At 43.6% G+C, this 19,362-nt stretch carries 17 protein-coding genes; 10 read left to right on the top strand and 7 right to left on the bottom strand.

Annotation, left to right across the window (positions count from 1 at the left end; translation table 11 throughout):
* Positions 1-5 precede the first annotated feature (5 nt).
* On the top strand, positions 6-695 hold the full coding sequence (locus tag FS373_RS29525) for an ATP-binding cassette domain-containing protein (RefSeq protein ID WP_144046097.1): 690 nt from the start codon (positions 6-8) through the stop codon (positions 693-695).
* Entirely contained in the window at positions 688-2,271 is a 1,584-nt protein-coding gene (locus FS373_RS29520) for a PhnE/PtxC family ABC transporter permease (RefSeq protein WP_152831297.1), read from the top strand. Before FS373_RS29525 ends, FS373_RS29520 begins: the two co-directional genes overlap by 8 nt.
* Before the next feature lie 86 nt (positions 2,272-2,357).
* Here FS373_RS29520 and FS373_RS29515 read toward each other — a convergent pair whose 3' ends face one another.
* Complete coding sequence (locus FS373_RS29515; protein WP_144046098.1) at positions 2,358-2,702, bottom strand: hypothetical protein; 345 nt, start codon at positions 2,700-2,702, stop codon at positions 2,358-2,360.
* 104 nt (positions 2,703-2,806) lie between these two features.
* Positions 2,807-3,547, bottom strand: coding sequence for a hypothetical protein (locus FS373_RS29510; RefSeq protein WP_144046099.1), 741 nt, complete (start codon positions 3,545-3,547; stop codon positions 2,807-2,809).
* Positions 3,548-3,911: 364 nt separating this feature from the next.
* On the opposite strand from FS373_RS29510, the gene FS373_RS29505 reads away from it, so the two are divergent.
* The 4 genes from FS373_RS29505 (at position 3,912) to FS373_RS29490 (ending at position 10,114) form a co-directional block, all read left to right on the top strand.
* Positions 3,912-5,519, top strand: a complete 1,608-nt coding sequence (locus tag FS373_RS29505; RefSeq protein WP_144046100.1) for an ATP-binding protein — start codon at positions 3,912-3,914, stop codon at positions 5,517-5,519.
* Positions 5,516-6,868: a sigma-54-dependent transcriptional regulator gene (locus tag FS373_RS29500; protein WP_152831296.1), complete on the top strand. Its 1,353-nt coding sequence runs from the start codon at positions 5,516-5,518 to the stop codon at positions 6,866-6,868. The genes FS373_RS29505 and FS373_RS29500 overlap by 4 nt, the downstream gene beginning before the upstream one ends.
* Positions 6,869-7,852: 984 nt before the next feature.
* Positions 7,853-9,139 carry a magnesium transporter gene (locus FS373_RS29495; RefSeq protein ID WP_152831294.1) on the top strand — a complete coding sequence of 429 codons (1,287 nt, stop codon included), beginning with the start codon at positions 7,853-7,855 and terminating at the stop codon, positions 9,137-9,139.
* A 165-nt stretch (positions 9,140-9,304) separates the two neighbouring features.
* Positions 9,305-10,114 carry a hypothetical protein gene (locus FS373_RS29490; RefSeq protein WP_152831292.1) on the top strand — a complete coding sequence of 270 codons (810 nt, stop codon included), beginning with the start codon at positions 9,305-9,307 and terminating at the stop codon, positions 10,112-10,114.
* 152 nt (positions 10,115-10,266) lie between these two features.
* Here FS373_RS29490 and FS373_RS29485 read toward each other — a convergent pair whose 3' ends face one another.
* Positions 10,267-10,908: a LysE family translocator gene (locus FS373_RS29485; RefSeq protein WP_144046104.1), complete on the bottom strand. Its 642-nt coding sequence runs from the start codon at positions 10,906-10,908 to the stop codon at positions 10,267-10,269.
* Positions 10,909-11,003: 95 nt separating this feature from the next.
* A complete protein-coding gene (locus tag FS373_RS29480; RefSeq protein ID WP_152831290.1) occupies positions 11,004-11,855 on the bottom strand; it encodes an AraC family transcriptional regulator in 852 nt (283 codons plus the stop codon).
* Positions 11,856-12,123: 268 nt separating this feature from the next.
* On the opposite strand from FS373_RS29480, the gene nadE reads away from it, so the two are divergent.
* On the top strand, positions 12,124-12,954 hold the full coding sequence (nadE, locus tag FS373_RS29475) for an ammonia-dependent NAD(+) synthetase (protein WP_322619584.1): 831 nt from the start codon (positions 12,124-12,126) through the stop codon (positions 12,952-12,954).
* 88 nt (positions 12,955-13,042) lie between these two features.
* On the opposite strand, the gene FS373_RS29470 is transcribed toward nadE, so the two are convergent.
* A complete protein-coding gene (locus FS373_RS29470; protein WP_227993392.1) occupies positions 13,043-13,516 on the bottom strand; it encodes a DUF6942 family protein in 474 nt (157 codons plus the stop codon).
* 153 nt (positions 13,517-13,669) lie between these two features.
* On the opposite strand from FS373_RS29470, the gene FS373_RS29465 reads away from it, so the two are divergent.
* Positions 13,670-15,136 (top strand): alpha/beta hydrolase, encoded by a 1,467-nt coding sequence (locus FS373_RS29465; RefSeq protein WP_144046108.1) that lies wholly within the window; start codon positions 13,670-13,672, stop codon positions 15,134-15,136.
* 208 nt (positions 15,137-15,344) lie between these two features.
* Here the strand turns inward: FS373_RS29465 and FS373_RS29460 are convergent, their stop codons facing one another.
* Complete coding sequence (locus FS373_RS29460) at positions 15,345-17,531, bottom strand: diguanylate cyclase (protein WP_144046109.1); 2,187 nt, start codon at positions 17,529-17,531, stop codon at positions 15,345-15,347.
* 398 nt (positions 17,532-17,929) lie between these two features.
* On the opposite strand from FS373_RS29460, the gene FS373_RS31725 reads away from it, so the two are divergent.
* The gene (locus FS373_RS31725; RefSeq protein WP_185977014.1) at positions 17,930-18,076 is read left to right on the top strand and encodes a hypothetical protein; all 147 of its coding nucleotides are present in this window, start codon (positions 17,930-17,932) and stop codon (positions 18,074-18,076) included.
* Between the two features lie 78 nt (positions 18,077-18,154).
* Here the strand turns inward: FS373_RS31725 and yeiP are convergent, their stop codons facing one another.
* Complete coding sequence (gene yeiP / locus FS373_RS29455; RefSeq protein ID WP_144046110.1) at positions 18,155-18,733, bottom strand: elongation factor P-like protein YeiP; 579 nt, start codon at positions 18,731-18,733, stop codon at positions 18,155-18,157.
* Between the two features lie 356 nt (positions 18,734-19,089).
* Between yeiP and FS373_RS29450 the strand changes: the two genes are divergently transcribed.
* On the top strand, positions 19,090-19,314 hold the full coding sequence (locus FS373_RS29450; protein WP_152831288.1) for a cytochrome c3 family protein: 225 nt from the start codon (positions 19,090-19,092) through the stop codon (positions 19,312-19,314).
* Positions 19,315-19,362: the final 48 nt, after the last annotated feature.

The raw sequence follows: 19,362 nt of genomic DNA, 5'->3' as shown, positions 1-19,362 counted from the left end.
TCGCTATGATAACATTTGAAAACTTGACCCTTAAATATGCTGATAAGCTGGCTATCGATAGTCTCTCTCTGACGATAGAGGCCGGAGAGAAGGTGGCGATAATTGGTACCTCAGGTGCGGGTAAGTCGACGCTGTTGGCTCACCTCTATCTGTTGCTAAAAGATAATGCCGCTTATTGCTCACAAAAACAGGGGCTGGTTGATAGCTTAAGCACTTATCATAATGTTTATATGGGGGCATTAACCAAGCATCACTGGATTTATAACCTAGCTAATTTGATCACTCCATTCAAAAAGCCGTTAAGTGAAGTCAATGAGCTATGTCGGGAGCTCGAACTCGATTTTCATGTCAGTAAGAAGCTCTCAACACTTTCAGGGGGTCAACGACAACGCGTTGCATTGGCCAGAGCCTTATATCAAGAGCAATCTATCTTTATTGGTGATGAACCCTTTTCGGCGTTAGACCCTATTATGGCTAAACGTCTATTGGATCTCGTGTTTGCCCGCCATGAAACCGTGATCATGGTGTTGCATGATAAGTCATCTGCGTTAACGCATTTCGATCGTGTTATCGGCTTGAGCCAGGGTCAACTAAAGCTGGATATTCCTCACGGCGAAATAACCTCGAATCATATCGATGAACTTTATTCTGGCTCGGTCTCCAGACCTATGTCAGATACATTAAACCATGCCTAAACTTCAGCCCGAGTCCATGGCTGTGGATGTGAGCAAGCATTACCCCTTTTTTAGTTATTGGCAGAAAGTCACCTTGCTGTTATGGCTTATTGCTGCCGTGTGTTTTGCCCTGTCCGATACTGAGGTCATCTCTCTCGCCCCTTGGAGTGAGCTACTGAGAATGGCTGAGGGATTTATGACCCCAGATTTTTTTGCCACTGAGTATCTACTGGAATCTTTGTGGCAAACCGTCTCTTTTGCGCTACTCGGTGTGGTCGGTGGCTTGCTCTTCGGGGTTCCCTTATCTTTTCTGTATTCCAATCGCTTGGTGGCGGCCTTCTGTGCGGTCACACGTTCAATTCATGAAATATTTTGGGCGCTGCTGTTTTTGCAGGTGTTCGGCCTGTCGCCCATAACGGGAATATTGGCGATAGCCTTACCCTATGGGGCTACTTTTGCCAGGGTATTTAACGATATCTTGATACAAGCCCCCCAAACAACAACTCAAACCTTGCCGGCTAATACCGATAGAATTAGTCGGTACTTTTATGGTCGAATCAGTCACGTATTGCCCTCAATTTTAGCTTATGTGCGTTACCGGTTCGAATGCGCCCTGAGAAGCAGTGCGGTGCTGGGTTTTATCGGTATGCCGACGATAGGCTTTTATCTGGAGACGGCGTTTAGGCAGGGCAATTATCATGAAGGCGCGGCCCTGTTAATCTTGTTTATTGCCTTGATTGGTACCATTAGGTATTGGTGCCGACCTAAGCTCATTTTGTTTTATATCTTGGCAGGCTTATATACTCTGCCTACTATCCCCAGTGTCGATGGCATGCTGTTATGGCGTTTCATCACAGTAGACATCTTACCTCCCGTCTTACAGCACGTTGAGCATTGGCATCAAATTGACTTAAATCTTGTCAATCAGCTGCTGAGCTGGGCGCAGAAGTTATTTTTCTCTCAAGCCTTGCCGGGGTTAGCGATTACCTTATTGCTGGCATTATCCGCGCTGGCTATGGCCCACATCATTGCCTTGTTTAGCTCTGCCTTTTCATCCAGGAAGCTAGCTGGGCCAGTGCTCTCTAGCGGCGTTAAATTTGGCTTGCTAGTGTTACGATCTGTTCCTGAATATATTTTCGCCTTTATTTTTATGATGCTATTGGGCCCATCTATGCTACCGGCAATGCTGGCGCTGGCGCTTCACAATGGTGCTCTGATTGCCTATCTAACCGTGAGGCAGTCGGATACCTTAGAGGTCTCGGCAGATTATAATGGCAGGCTCGATGGATATTGTTATGAGGTGTTGCCTCAGATATACCCCAATATTATGGGGCTGGTGTTTTATCGTTTCGAAGTTATCTTACGTGAGACAGCCATTTTGGGCATGTTAGGTGTTGCGACTTTAGGTTTTTATATCGACAGCGGCTTTGCTGAGATCCGCTATAGCTCAGCACTATTCCTGTTGGTGTGTACCGCCATGCTCAACATAGTGGTCGATATGATAAGCCGGCGTTTATTAACAGCTAACATGAGTCAGCAGATGACCTGCAGTGGTAATCATCAGGCCAGTACTCAAAAAGTAGGTAGCGTATTCTAATTACTGATCTTTAAAGACGATGGGTCATCACCGGGCTAGTTCTAAAACGTTAGGTAGCGCACTCTGATTAATGATCATTAAAGGCGTTAGAATAAGGTTCTGGCCTTCAAACGTTTAGCTATTATGCCATTGCAACACGCGGCCGCTATCAAGGTGAAAGTCGCTACTGCAGATATAATCATGCCTAATCGAAGCCAAGGTTGCTCAAGCACCAAACGCATCTGTACTAATTCGTACCCGCTCACTCCCCATACCAGTAAGGTACTAATCAGCAGGGTAGCTTGTAACAGGCGAGTCGCTAATTTATGTTTGATGAAAAGTAGTAGGGGAGCCAATGCGAATAGTGAGCAGGCAAGAATGTAGCCATAACGCATGAAGTGAGCGCCGATCAATAAAAAAGCCAGAGAGATGATAAGAATACGCCACCACATGTTGAAGCTCCGAGGATCAAGAATTTGATACTCAGAGACTACTCTATTTGTGGATGATCATACCTTGGCGGTGTTCACATTTTTACTCGAAGATGCTATTTGATTCAGTCTAATGCATCTCTTATGGCCTGCTTCTGCGCTTCAGTAAGCCCGCTTTGCTTAATTGACTCAATTAAGTGGCGGGTAATATCAGATTTATCATCACTATGAAAGATAAATACATGTTGACCATCATCATTACGTTCATGAATCTCTATTTCGATATCACTGAAGTGTGAGACGATTTCAGATACATCATCGGCAAGCTCATCCATAACGATGTCGAACTCTTCTCCATGTTGCTCGAAATAGGCTTCGAGTTCCATGGCTTTAGCTTCCATCTTGTGGGCATGGGATTCCATCTGCGCCATATGCACTTCAAATTCTCTCGCCTTAGCTCCCATCTCATGTCCTTTGGCTTCCATTAAACGGCCCATTTTTTCAATTTTCAACATTGTTTCAGGATCGAGTTCATTTTTAACTAGGAGGTCAAAACTTAAGCGCTGCTTGCTTGCAATTCTGCTCAGTAAATGAGCGACCTTTGTCGCAGAGGCTGGAGGCAGGCTACTTAGCTTATCTTCAATCCCCTGTGGGTCTTTTAGCTCATCTTGAGTGAAGGTAAATTCCTGCTTATCTCCGCCTACTCTGACTTCTACCTGCGTAAGCTCATTCTCATCACTCTCGATCTTGGTGAAGGTCGTTTTATCTTCAAACTCAAGCTGATGTAGCTGAGTTGGCGCAGCAGCGACATTCAATGTTAGTAGGCCACTGCAGGCTAATGCGATCACGATATTATTAAGTTTCATATTCAGTCCTTGTTCTACCCACAGGGTAATGATTTATTGATGTTTGTGGCTGATTTGGTGACTTTCCTTATTCAGCGACACCGACCTCGATTATTGAGTGTCTTGCTTAGGTAAAGCCAAGTTCGTGCCAATAATTTAATTTCAATTAAAAACAATTAGATGAATGATATTCGCTTGGTGGGAATAGAAAATGAGCGGGGTAAAACGTGAAGGCTACCCGATATGAGTATGTGACTTCCTTATATGGGGAGTTATGTTGTGATTATGATAACGTTTGTTTGCAAACGACTGTTAGCACTTGTATTTTAAGCTTGGTACTCTTCTTGTATAGCTAATGAATAAGTATAAATATGATGGAGCGAGTATGTCGATAAAGCGTTATGTGTTTCTCCTTTTTGGAACCTTGATTATATTGCTTGGGGTCAGCCAACTCTTGATCTCTCAGTACTACAAGGGGGAACTACAGAGTGAGTTGAGCCAAAGTTCCCGGACGCTCTCGAAAAATTTAGTTAAGTTGCTGATAGATAATGTCGGCAGTGAGCAGGAATTCGTTGTCGAGTTTTCGGATGAAGAGTTACAGGAAACTATCCAGGATATCGAAGAGGCAAGAAGTGATTTTAAATTTGATATCGAAGAGATAAGCCGAGAAATAGGGCAGTTGACGGAAGAGGTTATCTTAATCGAGACTAAGAATAATCATGATTTTTCGCGGCAAGAGCGCAGAGATATTCAAGCGGCGATGCAGGCGAAGCAGCGTGAATTAAAGGCGCACTTAAGAGAGATGGCAGTGCATGAGCGTGAATTAGAGAAAATGCAAAGAGCCAATATTGTCGAGGCTCGTCGTGAAGCGGCTATTTCATATCGTGAGAGGCTACACCAGGCCGTGAGCCAAATTCAGATCGATACCAATACTTGGCTAGAAGATGGCAATGTTGCCATTATCGAGGCACCGACAGTAAACCGCGATGGTGAGTTTGCCTTCAATTTTATCCATGATTTATCGATTCCGAGTCAAAATACCAATAATCAATTAGAGCGCTTCAGCGAGTCTATGTTAGCCCTGATATTGCTAACCTCAATAGCAGCGTTAATATTGGCTTATATGCTGAGTCATTATATCAGCTCGCCATTGACTAAGCTGGCAAAGGGACATGAGAAATTAGGCGATGGGGAGCTAGGTTTTCAAGTTGAAGAGAAAGGTGTGAAAGAGCTGAAAGCTATCTTGACTGGCTTTAATAAGATGAGTCGAAAACTTGCTCAATTGAGCGAAAAAGAGCAGTTGATGACTCAACAGCAGCAGTTAGCCGAATTAGGCGAGGTCACACGAGGCATAGCTCATAGTCTACGCAATCCATTGCACACGGTAGGCTTATTATCTGAAGGCGCAATGCAGGCCCAAAGTAAGGAAGAGGGAGCCGAGCTATTACAAAAAATACAGCAGAAGATCGCCATGATGGATAAGAGTATTCAATCTCTGTTGACCCTGTCGAGTAATGAAGTCAACCGTAGCCACAGCGTGCCGATCAAGGCTATCGTTCAGGATATCTTGCTCGAGCTGTCTATTAATGGCTCTAAGCCTAAGATCACATTCGACTCTACAGGCGGTTTAGCTGCAATTAATGGCGCCGAATCGGAAATAAGAAGCATATTGCATGCGGTATTAATCAATGCCGTAGAGGCCACTCCCGATGATGGCCGCGTTGAGGTATCAATAAACAGTCGCAGTGAGAGTTATCAGGTGATTGTAAAAGATAGCGGTAAGGGCATATTACCTGAGGTCAGAGATCGCTTGTGCCAGCCCCATGTGACCACTAAAACAGAGGGGACAGGCATGGGGATTTATATCGCCGAACGATTGATTAAGGGGCATTATGGCGGTGATATACAATTTGAAGACAACCCCACAGGCGGTACACTGGTGACATTGACATTTTCTAAATCGGCTAATGAAGGTACAGAGGCAGCACAATGAAAGTTGAGACTTTAAAAATATTAGTTGTCGAAGATGAGCCCGATCAACGTAGCCTTATTTCGCAGATGCTTGAAGCGAATAATTATCAGATCACCAGTGCCGACAGTGTCGAAGCCGCCATAGTGTCATTGAAGCAGCATGTGCCTGATCTGGTCTTTTCAGATTGGAAGTTAGGCCAGCTGAGTGGCATGGATCTATTAACCTATGTTAGGCGTGAGCATCCTGACATGGGATTTATCATAGCGACGGCATACGGCACTATCACACATGCCGTCGATGCTATGCAGGCTGGGGCGGATGATTATCTGGCCAAGCCTTACCAGCGTCAGTCGCTATTATTGGCTATCGAGAAAGTGGCCAAGTCCCTGGTGTTAAAAAAGCAAAATAGGCGGCTTACATCTGAGTTATCCCAGCAACAGGAGCTGGTGGGTATCGTGGGTAAAGCGGCCTGCATGCAGAAGGTTTATTCCCGGGTTCAGCGAGTGAGTGCGACCGATGCCACTGTATTGATAGGTGGAGAGAGCGGTACGGGTAAGGAGCTTGCTGCCCGGGCCCTGTACCAATTATCCCAAAGGAAACATAAACCTTTTATTGCGATCAATTGTGGCTCTATTCCCGAGTCATTGGCTGAGTCTGAATTATTTGGCGCCGAGAAAGGGGCATATACCGGCGCTACGGCGTTAAAAATTGGTAAGTTAGAAGCGGCCAATGGCGGTACGATTTTTCTCGATGAGATAGGTGAGTTACCTTTGTTACAGCAAACTAACTTACTCAGGTTTCTCCAAGAGGGGATCATCAGTCGTTTGGGACAAAATGGTGAAATCAAGCTCGATGTGAGGGTGATTGCTGCCACCCACAGGGATCTTAAATTGGAGGTTGCAGAGGGACGATTCAGAGAAGATCTTTATTATCGACTCAATGTTGTGCCAATTCATATGCCGCCGCTAAGAGAGCGTCAGGAAGATATTGGCAGATTAGTCGAGCACTTTTTGCAGTTGCACAGCGGTCAATATAAGATGGAACAAGCTAAATTATCGGCAAATACTTTAAAGCAGCTACTGGATTACGCGTGGCCAGGGAACGTCAGAGAACTGTCGAATCGTATAGAGCGCTTCGTGTTACTGGGAGATGAAGCGGAGATGCTCGATGAGTTATCGAGTCAACCAAAGCCATTAAATACCAGTCAGTTCTCTTTGCCTGAGGAGGGTATAGAGTGGGAAGTGTTCGAGAAAGACTGTTTAGAACAGGCTATGAATAAGCACCAAGGCAACCGTACTAAGGCGGCTAAATTTTTAGGGTTAAGCTATAAGGCCTTCTTGTATCGATTAGAAAAGTATCAACTGGTGTAAGCTATTTAAACTTTACTTCGGGGGGGAGCTAGTGATTAGTGTCAAAACAGGCGCTAGTCACTTAAGTCCTTGATAAGGAATTAACCAGAGTGCTTTATGTGTATTTAGGCTGTGCATCATTAAGTAAGTGTACTCTGGCTGTTTAATTGGAAAGGTAAATAAATTATCAATGTCTGTTTTTTGTTTTTTGTTTTAAGGTTTAATTAATAATTACAGTTTTAATCGAATCTTTAAAATTAGTTTATTTGGTTGCTCGTGCGGTTTAATTGGTATTTGGATGCCATTTATAAATAGTTATGACATGAATATGAATAACGTCTTAATTTATTGCCTCTTACTTGATTTACCCTTGACATGATTTCATATCATATTATAATTCAGCTCAAATTTACTAGATGAGGCCGCTATATGGATACCGACAGTTTAAAGGGAACTCGCATTGGCGCTTGGAGAATTCAATTCTGGTAAAATAACCACCTTAGGTTTCATTCAGAACTATCCCTTCTTTTTTGTTGCTTGCTTTCCCCTCCTTAGCCTCAAACCCCACAGCTAGTTGATGACTCGTGTTCATAGCGATATACGCTGCATGCTATAGCTCTGCTGTGAACTCTAGGCTTGTGCTCAAGTCAACGCGCGATATAGCCAAACTTGTCGCGTTCTTAGTGATTTAGTCATGCTTTAAATATACAACATTCACGTACGGATAAATTTATAAATATCCCCCTGTATGATGTTTATTATCTCACTACTTTCATATTTATTTAGTTTTTAGGAGTTAAAATGGAAATCGACATCCCTCCGAGTAGAGAAAACGGCGTGATTGGGTATTTATGGTTAAATTAACGTTAAATTAATAAATCTGTATATGTCATAAACTCCCTCCTCGCTGTCACTCCTATTCTATTTTCAATGTAGCTCGATACAAGTTGAGCTATCAGTAAACTCAATGCGAGTTTTAAATCCTATTCTATGGGAGGGCGACATATGCCCAATTTTTCTGCTGAAATTAAAAGTGATCTTAACATTAACTCAATTCTTAATTTAAATTTCGATTTTTGGAATGATGATTTTATTCAGGTAGAGAATGATGATGTCAGTCATAAACTGATTATTTTTATGCAAGAACAGTCTAGTGGTGTTATTCAAACTTGGCTTGAAAATAAATCTCTGCTGCAGTGTTTCTATATTCATCAACTCTTACCTGAGGCAGAGAGTAAGACCTTCTTTCGTTTGATGCCAGCTTGGCTTGTGAGCGACATGGAGAAAATTGAGACTGAGATTCATCCGGTGATTTCTGCGGTTTCAACGGCTCCCCATCTTTTTTTTACTCATGATATGTGTGTGGGTGATGCCATCACCAAAATACATGAGACGAAAGAAACCTTTAATAACCACCTGGCTTTCATTGTCGATGATCAAGGCTGTTATTGCGCTGTGCTGCAGATACATCAATTGCTTAAGCATAGTGAGGCAAGATTACTAGTCGACATTGCTGAGTCTGTTGGCTCATGTCACGTCAGCACAGATAGAGAAAAAGCCGTTGCCATGCTGCAACATAGTGATTTGGATTATTTACCCATTGTCGACCTCAGCGGCAAACCTGTAGCTACACTGAGTGCTAAAAAAGCGATGGAGGTGATGCAGCTGGAACAAACTCAAGATGTAGAGATGTTGATGGGCATACAGGCAGACGATAATGGTACGCCATATATGAAAACATCAGTTTTAGAGCATGTCAGAAAGCGTATCTTCTGGATTGTGGGCTTAGCTGGCGTGGGTATCTTGTCAGGTATGGTGATTCAAAGTTATGAAGATGCGATCACCGCTCTGACCATATTGGCGCTTTATATGCCGATGGTGGCGGACACGGGTGGTAATGCGGGCAGTCAGGCATCTACCGTCATTGTGAGGTCTATGGCTTTGGGAGAACTCAAGCTCAAGAATTGGTGTGAGGTCTTATGGAAAGAGCTTAGGATTTCACTCTTTATTGGTCTAGGTTTGGCGTGCATTTCATTTATTAAGGTGTACTTCTTGTCCCACGGTGTTTCATTACCCAATGGCCTGACCTTGTCTATGCTTGGCAGTGCAATAGCCTTAGCCCTGTTCTTTCAAGTGGTTACGGCGACAGTCATAGGAGCGGCTTTACCCTTGTTAGCAAAAGTGTCCGGTCAGGACCCTGCCGTTGTTGCTAGCCCGGCCATCACCACTATCGTGGATGTCACTGGGCTCTTGATTTATTTCTATGTCACCTCATTGATCTTGCTGAGTTAACTGGGTCTTAAACGATTCGTTAATATCAAGCTGACAGGCATTTTTACTCAATTAATAACGCAACTAATTACCCAATATTAGTCATCCATGTCTAGAGGGGTGGGTCCTCTCTAGATGCTATTTTTGAATTTATATTTTTATCCTAATTTAATGGGAGGGCTTTCTATGCCCTATCAATATGTAAAACGAGCAGAGTCTATTAAGGCCAAATCCGCATTGTTATCTAAGGTGCTGATCATTTTGGTATGTTTATCTAGCTCTGGAGGCCTACAGGCGTCAACTGAAATCCTAAATAACACAGGAGAAGAAAAAGAAAGCTTATTGGTGGGGGAAAATCATCTCAGTGTTCAAGTTGAATTTGGCGGCGAGACACAATATATCACCGAGGGACGCGATCAGCTCGATGATGGTGGGATCATTTGGGGCGAAATGGTCATGGAGTATGCAAGTATTCACCTCTACTCTAGCTTAGGACAAGCTAGCCGGCAAAACTACAGGGAATGGCAGTTGGGGATATCCTATGATGTATTCGAAACAGAAACCTTCGATGGGATAATCGGCCTGCAGTTCGTCGAAATATATGGAGACGAGCGGGAAAGTGACGCTGAGTTTGCCAGCGCTGTGGCCTACAGGGGGATTGGCTGGGTCACAGTATCGATTGATCACACTTACTCGCTGCAATCTAATGGCCATTTTATCGAGTTGAGCCTGCATGGTAAGAGTGTCGAATTGGCGGGTAAAGGACTCGTGACACCCTATGTGAGCCAGGCGTTTGATTTTCAGTTTGCCAATGAAGAATATAATGGGGCCAATCATGTGCAGTTTGGCATCGAAGCGCGATATCCACTGAGTCAAAAGTTGAGCCTATCGGGGCATATGAGCCATGTCATTCCCCAAGGGGGAATTAAACGTGATGTTAGCTTCGAGGCCAAACAGCAGACCTTCGCAGGAGTGAGTATCAGCCTGCAGTTTTAGTCTTATTCTCATTTTTTTCGGGGTTTTAGTGTTTAATTATTCACCTCTCTGTCGCTGCCTGACATCCTGAGTATGCGGCAGATAGCGGTGATTCGAGTGCTGGCGAATCCTACTCTGGTGCTAACTAAGCTGTGTTGAATCAAGAAGACAGCTTAAACGGCGCCAGAGACTATGATGATAGCGACAGATATAAACAGTATGCCAGTGACTAGATTTATGATTGGGCTAGCTCTCTTTACTTTCAGTTGAATAAGGGGTTTGGATAAGACTAAGGCTATAAATATAAACCAGATTAACGATAAGATAAGCATGATGAACACGGCGCTCACCTTAGTGATAACGTTGATATCAGGTGTGATCATGGCAGAAAACAGCGTGATAAAGAACACCATAGCTTTTGGATTTAATAGGTTAGTGTACAGTCCCTGGAAAAAACCTTGTTTGATCGATAATCCAAGATGACTCGCATTATCCAGATCCTGTGAACTCGCTTTGTCGCGCCACTGGGAGAGAGTGCCTCGAATAGCACCTATACCCATCCAGCCAAGATAACTCGCTCCTATTAATTGCACGGCGACAAAGAGCAGGTCTGAGCTCTTGATGAGTAAACTCACACCGGTGACACTGAGTAAGCTGTGCAACAAGATGGCCACGGATATTCCCACCGCTGAGGCGATAGCCGTCGCCCGACTTTCTTGGCTGGCCATCTTTACCACTAAGGCGAAGTCTGGTCCCGGGCTCGCCAAAGCGACAGAGTGAATAATGGCAAGAGAGATAAGCAGTTGCAGTTCCATATTGAGATCCGATTTTATAACTTGTCCCAATAATGGGGGATTAAGCACGAGAGGTATTGTAAATTATTGCAGGCGTGTAGAGAACTGGGCGTGATTCAGATAACGCGCTTCTGGAAATGAGAGGGCGTAACCAGAAAGGCTTGCTTAAAGGCTTTGTTGAGATGGCTTTGGTCGAAAAAACCGACTTGCAGGGCGATGTCTATCATAGCTTCACCTTTTGCCAGGGCTTTCTTGGCGTATTCCAATCGTATGCGTTTCAAATAGGCGTGTGGTGTCATGCCTGTGGCGGCTTTAAATTGACGCAAAAACTGAAATTTACTCAAGCCCATCGAAGCGGCTAAACCTTCGAGCTGAAATGCATAGTGCATCTCGTCATGAAATTGAGATTTGATGTCGATAATCTGCTGATATGACAGTGCATGCTGTTTATGACTAGCAGTCTTCACTGAGCCATAGCGTTGGAAAATCTCCGTGGTGAAAGCCATCAAGCTGGTTTCTATCTGCAACTGGGTTTGTTTAGCATGGGGACTGGTGAGATTTTTATGCAGATGTAAAAAGGCCAGGTGGAGATCCGGATCCCAGGAGAGAGGAGATGCAAAAAACTGTTCTTTGATATTAAGCTCAGCGGTGATTTGGTTGACATAAGTGATGGGAATGGACATAACATTGGCTTGGTAACCCTGGGCCTCAACACTTTGGCCATTATGAGCCTCATCGGGGTTTAGGGTCGAGATGCATCCCTTGCCTAGATGGTAACTTTCGCCCTTGTGCTGATATTTTTGACCGCCCTTGGTCACAACCCCTATGTGGTAATCGAGATGAACATGTTGATCAAACTCAAACTGCTGGAAGCTGGCGGTACTTAGCTCCATCTCTGGCACTATGGGATTACGCCAATATTCAATTTTTTCTTCAGTCACTTCTCTTCGCCACTCTTTTTTAGCCATTGTTCATCAAGTATTCGTTCATCAAGCATAAGTTCATTGAATATGAGTACATGAAGCCATCGCTATTCAGCTAGATATCCAGATCACTTGCTGTGGTCATGGGTCGCTTCTCGCTGCCTTTATACTATATTAGCCGTGGGTTAATCATCTAGGCTAGTAAAAAATTGCATGAACAAAATATGTTGCAATATAACACTGTATTAATCAGTATTTTGGCCCATAATATCAAACTCATCTGCTATACATTTATTCGATTGGAGCTCAGATTGTGAAGGGACAGATTTTACGTGAAATGAAGGTTCAAGCTGCAATAGAGCCAGAATATGAAGTACAAAGGCGCGTTGCTTTCATCAAATTGAAACTCAAAGAATCTCACTGTCAGAGCTTAGTGCTTGGGATCAGTGGTGGGGTCGACTCATCACTCGCAGGTCGTTTATGTCAGCTTGCTGTCGATGAGTTAAACCATGAAGCAGCAAAGAGTGTTTATCAGTTTATTGCCGTGCGTCTTCCTTACAATGTTCAGCAAGATGAAGATGAGGCTCAATTAGCCTGTCAATTCATCTCTCCTTCCAAACAAGTCACCGTCAACATACATGAAGGCGTTGTCGGCGTTCACACTAATACGTTAGCTGGCCTTACGGCGGCAGGGATAGAGCTTAGTGATGAGAGCAAGGTCGATTTTGTTAAAGGCAATGTAAAGGCGAGAATGCGTATGATCGCACAGTATGAAATTGCCGGTTTAACAGGTGGACTGGTGGTCGGTACCGATCATAGCGCCGAGAATATCACCGGCTTTTATACTAAGTGGGGCGATGGAGCTTGCGATTTAGCGCCGTTATTTGGCTTGAATAAGCGTCAGGTACGTAAGCTCGCTGGCTTCTTAGGGGCGCCTGAAATATTAGTCAGTAAAGTGCCAACGGCAGATCTTGAAGATGATAAGCCCCAACTCGAGGATGAAGTTGCACTGGGATTGACCTACGATCAGATAGATGATTTCCTTGAAGGCAAGTCAGTGGATAGGATCGTGGACGATAGACTCGTTGGGATCTATAAGGCAACGCAGCATAAGCGCAAGTCTATTCCGACTATCTATGACTAAATGAAATAGTCTGCAGGCTCAATGTAATGATAAAGGCGCGAACGCGCCTTTTTTATTGGCATTTTCTAAATTCATCCAGTTAGCTATTTTATTCGTGCAGATAAGGTTTTAACTGTTCAATCAGGCTATTGGGGAATTGGCGATAGTCCAGATAAGGCGAGATGAAAACCCCCAAGCCATCTGCATGGAGTCTGTTTTGTTCATCCAGGCTGTTAAATAATGTGTTAGCGCTATTGATGCTTAATTTAGCAGCCGATACGGCGCCGACTATGATATGTCGCTCTGCGGTTGATAACAGGTTTGATGCACCTATCAATATTTGCTCGTCACGTTTGAGTAACTGAGTATCCCGATAGTTTTTCCAATCGGCATCAGGGGCTGACAACTTGGCCATTATGGTTAATATCTTGCGCCAATGATTGCCATTAAGTGCGATGAGTATCGCCAAGGCGTCTTCTTGGCGATAACTCCAGTCTTGGGGCAAAGTAGGGGCGTTTGGAAGGTAATAGCAAGTCTTAGCTTCGGCATTGCCGATATGCATAGTCGACACGGGTTTGGACATTATCTGCTCAGCCATGTTTTCGGGAGTGAGTATTGGTGGATTTTACCTAGTTAATGCGTGTAAGTTAACCTAATTAAATGAAATTTCAATTAAGACAGTAACTTTTATCGCTACTGGTGCTAGTTACTTGCGTCTAGGTATGTTGGAACAGATATGAGAACGATCGTTATAGGCTCCACCAAACACCTGCTCATGGCGATTTTTTATGCTTCGCTGGGGATTTTTGTTGCCTTGCTGGTGGCCGGGGTCTGGTTTCTTAACGCGAGACCCGATCTTGATATTTGGCATACACTAGAATTAAAGTCCGAATTTAAACGTACCAAAAACGTAGAGACCTTCTCTGACTATCTCGCGCTAGAAAAGGCGCTTTTCGAAGAGGTCGAACAGAAGATTTACGATCAGACTCAGGCACCGCATCCGTCGATCTTGAATCGTTATGTGCGTGGCAGTTTGGCGGATCCACAAAAGTGGCGTCATGACTGGAACCGCAGTTATGAGTGGCCAAAAGAAGATGCAGATTTCGGTGTCTTGCTGCTTCATGGTATGTCAGATTCCCCTTACGCATTATCTCATGTAGCCATGCATTTTAAGGACAAGGCGTATGTCTTAGGTTTAAGGTTACCCGGTCATGGCACCATTCCCTCTGGTCTGGTTAACATTCAATGGCAAGACATGGCCGCGGCAGTGACGTTAGCCACCGAGCACCTTAAACGGGTGCTCAATGGCAAGCCTCTATATGTGATAGGCTTTTCAACTGGGGCAGCTCTGGCATTAAATCATGAGTTAGAGCTAGTGGCCCAGAATAAGGCTGGCGAATATTCTGGAATGGTATTTCTATCTCCGGCGATAGGCTTGCCTCCTGTGGCTGCTGGCGCACAGTGGCAAGCAAAATTAGGTGCCTTATTGGGATTGGAAAAGCTGAGCTGGAACAGTATTCAGACAGAATATGATCCTTTTAAATACAACTCTTTTGCGGTAAACGCCGGCGATGTTGTCTATCAACTTGCTGAGCGTAATCAGCTACTGTTAGAGCAAACGTCGGCTCAGCAGCTTAAGTCTCTGTCATCTGTGCTGGCGTTTCAATCGCTGACTGATGATACCGTGTCGACACAGGCGGTGTTCTCTGGTTTATATCAAAAGCTGCCTCAGGATAATCATCAACTGGTTATCTTCGATATCAATCGTACAGAGATCAATATGGGGCTCATTCCGGAAGATCCTATATTGCATTTTGACGGCATATTTAATACCAAACACCTTAAATATGACCTGACCTTAGTCCATAATAATGCCAAGACACTAGACCTGCCCAGGGATGTGGTGGCTGAGACTCATTTTACCCAAGGCGAACCTGAAACCGAAATCCTGAATTTGAGCTGGCCAAGAAATGTTTATTCTCTGTCCCATGTTGCCTTGCCATTTCCCATTGAAGATACCTTGTATGGTCCGGAAGGAGTGCATTATGTGAAACGGATACAGATAGGTGCAACATCTACTCGAGGGGAGCGCGGTGTGCTCGGGGTGTCGGCCGATGAGATATTAAGGCAGAAATGGAATCCATTTTTCCCTTACCTTATCTCCAGAACAGACCAATTTATTGAAGGGTTAAAGGCGCTGTGACGTTAAACCGATAGGCTATTTTGAGTTGGGAGTTAACTTTTATCTGAATATATAAGTATAGAGATGATGCCATTTCTCCCACTATTGCCGTATCTCCAGAACAGATAATTTTATCGAAGGATTAAAAGATTAAAGGATGTAAACTGTAATGATATTTGACCGGATGTCGCTGTATTAGCTTAGGCGTATTCACTTCGGGCTACTGACATTATACTGTCACCTGCTTATCAGAAGGTTTCGGCATAGAGATGATGACTTTATCTCTGCCCTGGTTTTTAGCCAGATACAAGTTAAGATCGGCCTGTTTAAACCAGGCATCTAACTCGGTGCTGTATTTAGCATTGTTCACTAGAGCTCCTATGCTGACCGTCATGGTTATCAGACGTTTATCATTAGGGTTTTCGATGGCTAACCGCTTAACTTTATTTCTAAACTCGTTGAGGTGATCTTCAATCATTAGCACATTACAGAAAGGTAAGATGAGCAAAAACTCTTCACCACCATAACGTGCAATGACATCGGTATCCCGCTTAAAGTATTTTTTCATCTCTTTTGATAAAACCCGCAGGCATTCATCACCGCCTTGATGACCATAGGTATCATTGATTGATTTGAAATTATCGATATCTAAGATCCCCAGAGCCATCACTTCATCGCAGCGTTGACAAAAATCTTGAGTAGATCTGAATTTGACTTCGGCATAGCGTCGGTTGTACAGCGAAGTTAACTCATCTTTTTCGACTAATATTTGCAGTTTCGCATTGGCTTTTTGCAATTCAAAGGTACGGATCGCGACTTTCTCTTCAAGTTCTAACTGGTAAGAAGTTAGCTCTTGTTTACTCTTCTTAATACTCTGGTATAAATTGAGGAACTCAATAGGTGATTCCTCATTGATATGATAATCGGCAGCTTTACTGTGTCCATACTCGGCAAACTTATTGGCAATGACGCCAAGTGGCTGAGTCAATCGAATACTCAGGACTCGAGTCACTAAGACGGTAATGATAATAGATAATATAAGTACCGCGAAGGTAGTGAGATATTGAGACTCTAGTAATTTTAATAGCGGAGAAAACGGTTTAACCACATAGAGCTTCCACTGGTTATTGAGCGTGTAGCTGTCATAGACAAATTCGGGACTCGGGTTATCGATATCACGGAGGTTGATCATGGACAGACTGGTTTTATAGCCTTTGCCACTTTCAGCCCATTTAAATTTAGACAATGGCGCAAGACCTAACGCATCCGATGCGTATATGACCCTGCCAGCTTCATCGATGAGGATCATTAACTGATCTTGGTAGACCTCATTGGCCTGCTCAATTTGAGCAAAGGTGGTTAAATCTAATGAACCTTCGATGATCCCTGTGGGCTGGTTAGGCTCATCGCTGCGGTAGAAGGGCGCGCTGATGGCGACGATGGGGTCAGTGCCGAACCCCCGACCTAAAAATGCCGGTGAAATGTAGGTAATTTGATTGAAAAATGCTTCCTGAAAGTAGTGACGGTCTTCGACACTGATCTCTTTGTTGGCTACCTTGTCTACCCCTAATGCCGATAGTGGACTCGCCGCTATGATACGTGCATCGGCGTTAGTCACCAGCATGGTGGCAAATCCCGGGTAACTCTGATGTAGCTTGACCAGTTTGCTTTGCCAGCCAGATATGTTCTCTGCGCCTGACAAACTCAGCCATCTAGATGCATTATCTATCGCTCGCTCATGTGTCTCAATGAACATCTCTGTCGCAAGCCCTAAATGGGTTACTGAATCATGTAAGTTACGCTTCAAACTTTCCTGCTGCTTGGTAATGACCTGATGATTGAATATCAGTGCCGAGCCCAGCAGTGAGATGGTCAGTACTAAGGAGAAACTGTAAGTGAGTTGAGCATTGAAGCTGCGTCTTCTCTTGTCTTTCACCTTACCTTCGAGATGCCATAACTCTGAGACCATTGTGACAGCCAGAGACCCTAAAGCGGCGCAGATTAAACCATTAATCCCTTGTTTTAATGTGATAAAGGAGAGATGGCTTTCAGGTAGTTCCGAGAAAATGCTGGCGTAGAGTACAAATAATGGCATACCTAACAAGAGCCAATATCCTATATCTGCGTATAAAGAATAAATGTCCTTTTTGCGGGCGAAGCCTAACCAGATAGCCTCCAGACAGAAGATGATAAATACATGGGGGCTAGACCAGGAGATAAACAATCCGATTGAGCAGAGCAGGGCGGTAAACAGTGCATACCAAGGCCCTAACAAGATGGCGACGAAGACAAAAACACCGTTGCCTAAGATCAGTTGAACATTGCCAAACAGAGGGATGGGGTACAGGTTCGCTATGAGGCCAAATAAGCCTAGAAAGAGGGAGAACTTGAAATGCTGACGATTAATCTGGAACATTAAAGCCTTATATTCTTTATCTCGCAGCTATGTATAGATGCTAGCGCCTTATAGGTCGATTCTCAATACATATGTAACAAATAATCACTGTTTGCTGGGTATTTATACCAAGTGGTAAGTGCTGCGTTAATAAAATAAAAACAGATAGAAAATAGTGACTAGGCAAATGTATCAGAAGATCGTAAATTAGGTTGTTTTTTATGTGTGTATTATGTGATTAGGTAAGGTTGAGGTTGAATAAGTTTACTTTTAGTTGAATTACTTAAGTCAGTTGCAAGAGAGTATTGTTCTTGAGAGTCAGATTAAGTTTATCTTCATTGTCGTGCTGCATAATTTTCGCTTAAAGCGATAAGCTTCATTCTTATACTAATCGGTATAGCATCAAATGGATCATGAAAATGGACAATTTAATCAATCAACATATCTTTAAAGTCGGCATAGGCCTGGCCATTTTATTATCATTTATTGTCTATGGGATCACCAAAGATCTGCGTCTACAAAAGCAGTTAGAAGCTGAGAGAAAGCAGAAGGCTGACGCCGAATAAACATGGACATATTGAACCTAGTTGTGAAGTAAAAAGACCTGTTATTTGGCTGCAAATAACAGGTCCATGTTTTGTTAATTAAGCTTTAGAGTCTGAGCGGCTCATAAACTTCTGTTCGGCCGTGTTGATCTTAATCTTCTCGCCATTGGCAATATATTCAGGGACCTGTACCGTCAGACCGGTAGAGAGAGTCGCTGGCTTAGTGCGGGCACTGGCCGAAGCCCCCTTGATTGAAGGGTCTGTCTCTACAATGACCAGGTCGACATGGGAAGGCAGTTCAATGGCAACGGGTGAACCATCGACAGTAAGCACATGCAAGCCTTGAGTATCTTCAGTGATATAGAGTAACTCTTCGGCGATGGTGTCTTTGTTGAAATGGTAGGGCGTGTAATCTTCTACGTCCATGAAGACATACTCGTCACCATCGATATAAGAGAAGGTGACATCGTGGTGGCTCAGATCCGCAAGGCTTACCATATCATCGGCCTTGAAGGTATTATCTAGCTTAGAGCCCGTAGCGACATCGTACATGCGCATGCGGTATAGGCTGCCTCCCGAACGTCCCTGTGGCACTGAACGTTCAATATCTCTGATGAGATAAACATTATTGTTGAATTCGATAGCAGTATTCTTTTTAACGTCGCTTGCCTTCGGCATGAGTAACATCTCGATAAGTAATTTGGTCAGTAAAATATCATAAGCTTAGGTGGATACCAATCTAGCAAAGATAAAATTAGTGCGAGAGTAGATAATACAGTCTAATCCGTCTGTATTTGGTTTTCCAAACACCGCTATGGATATGCCTGCTAACATTCTGACACCTGTCACAATATTGAATTCTAAAAGTTGATCTGTTAAGCAAGTATTCAGAATACTCGACTTAATTAAGATTCGATTAAGACTAATCTATAAAATTGATATCAAGAGTTTCAAGATAGAAGTTGAGCTCTTTTTTACCTAAGTTGCAAAAAATAATTTTAGGGTGAGCAAATACAGATAAATGAGGTATAGAGATGAAATATTTAGCGATTATCGCCGCGTTAGCCTTTACTGGCTTTGCTATGGCTGTTGATTGTACCGATTGCCATGAGAAGATTGATGTGACTGTTCATACTGAGGCTGAAGCAAGCATTGCGACCTGTAACGATTGCCATGATTTTGAGGGCGCACATACTCTAGATATGGAGATGCATACTCCAGATCTGACTATCGCAGAATGTGCAGACTGTCACGAGTAATTCGAATCTTTGATGCCGTTATCGTATCGGCTTTTTTATCAAATTTCA

This window comes from Shewanella sp. YLB-07 (assembly GCF_009377275.1).
Note: the sequence above shows the minus strand (reverse complement) of the source record. Positions and strands in the feature narration are given on the sequence as shown.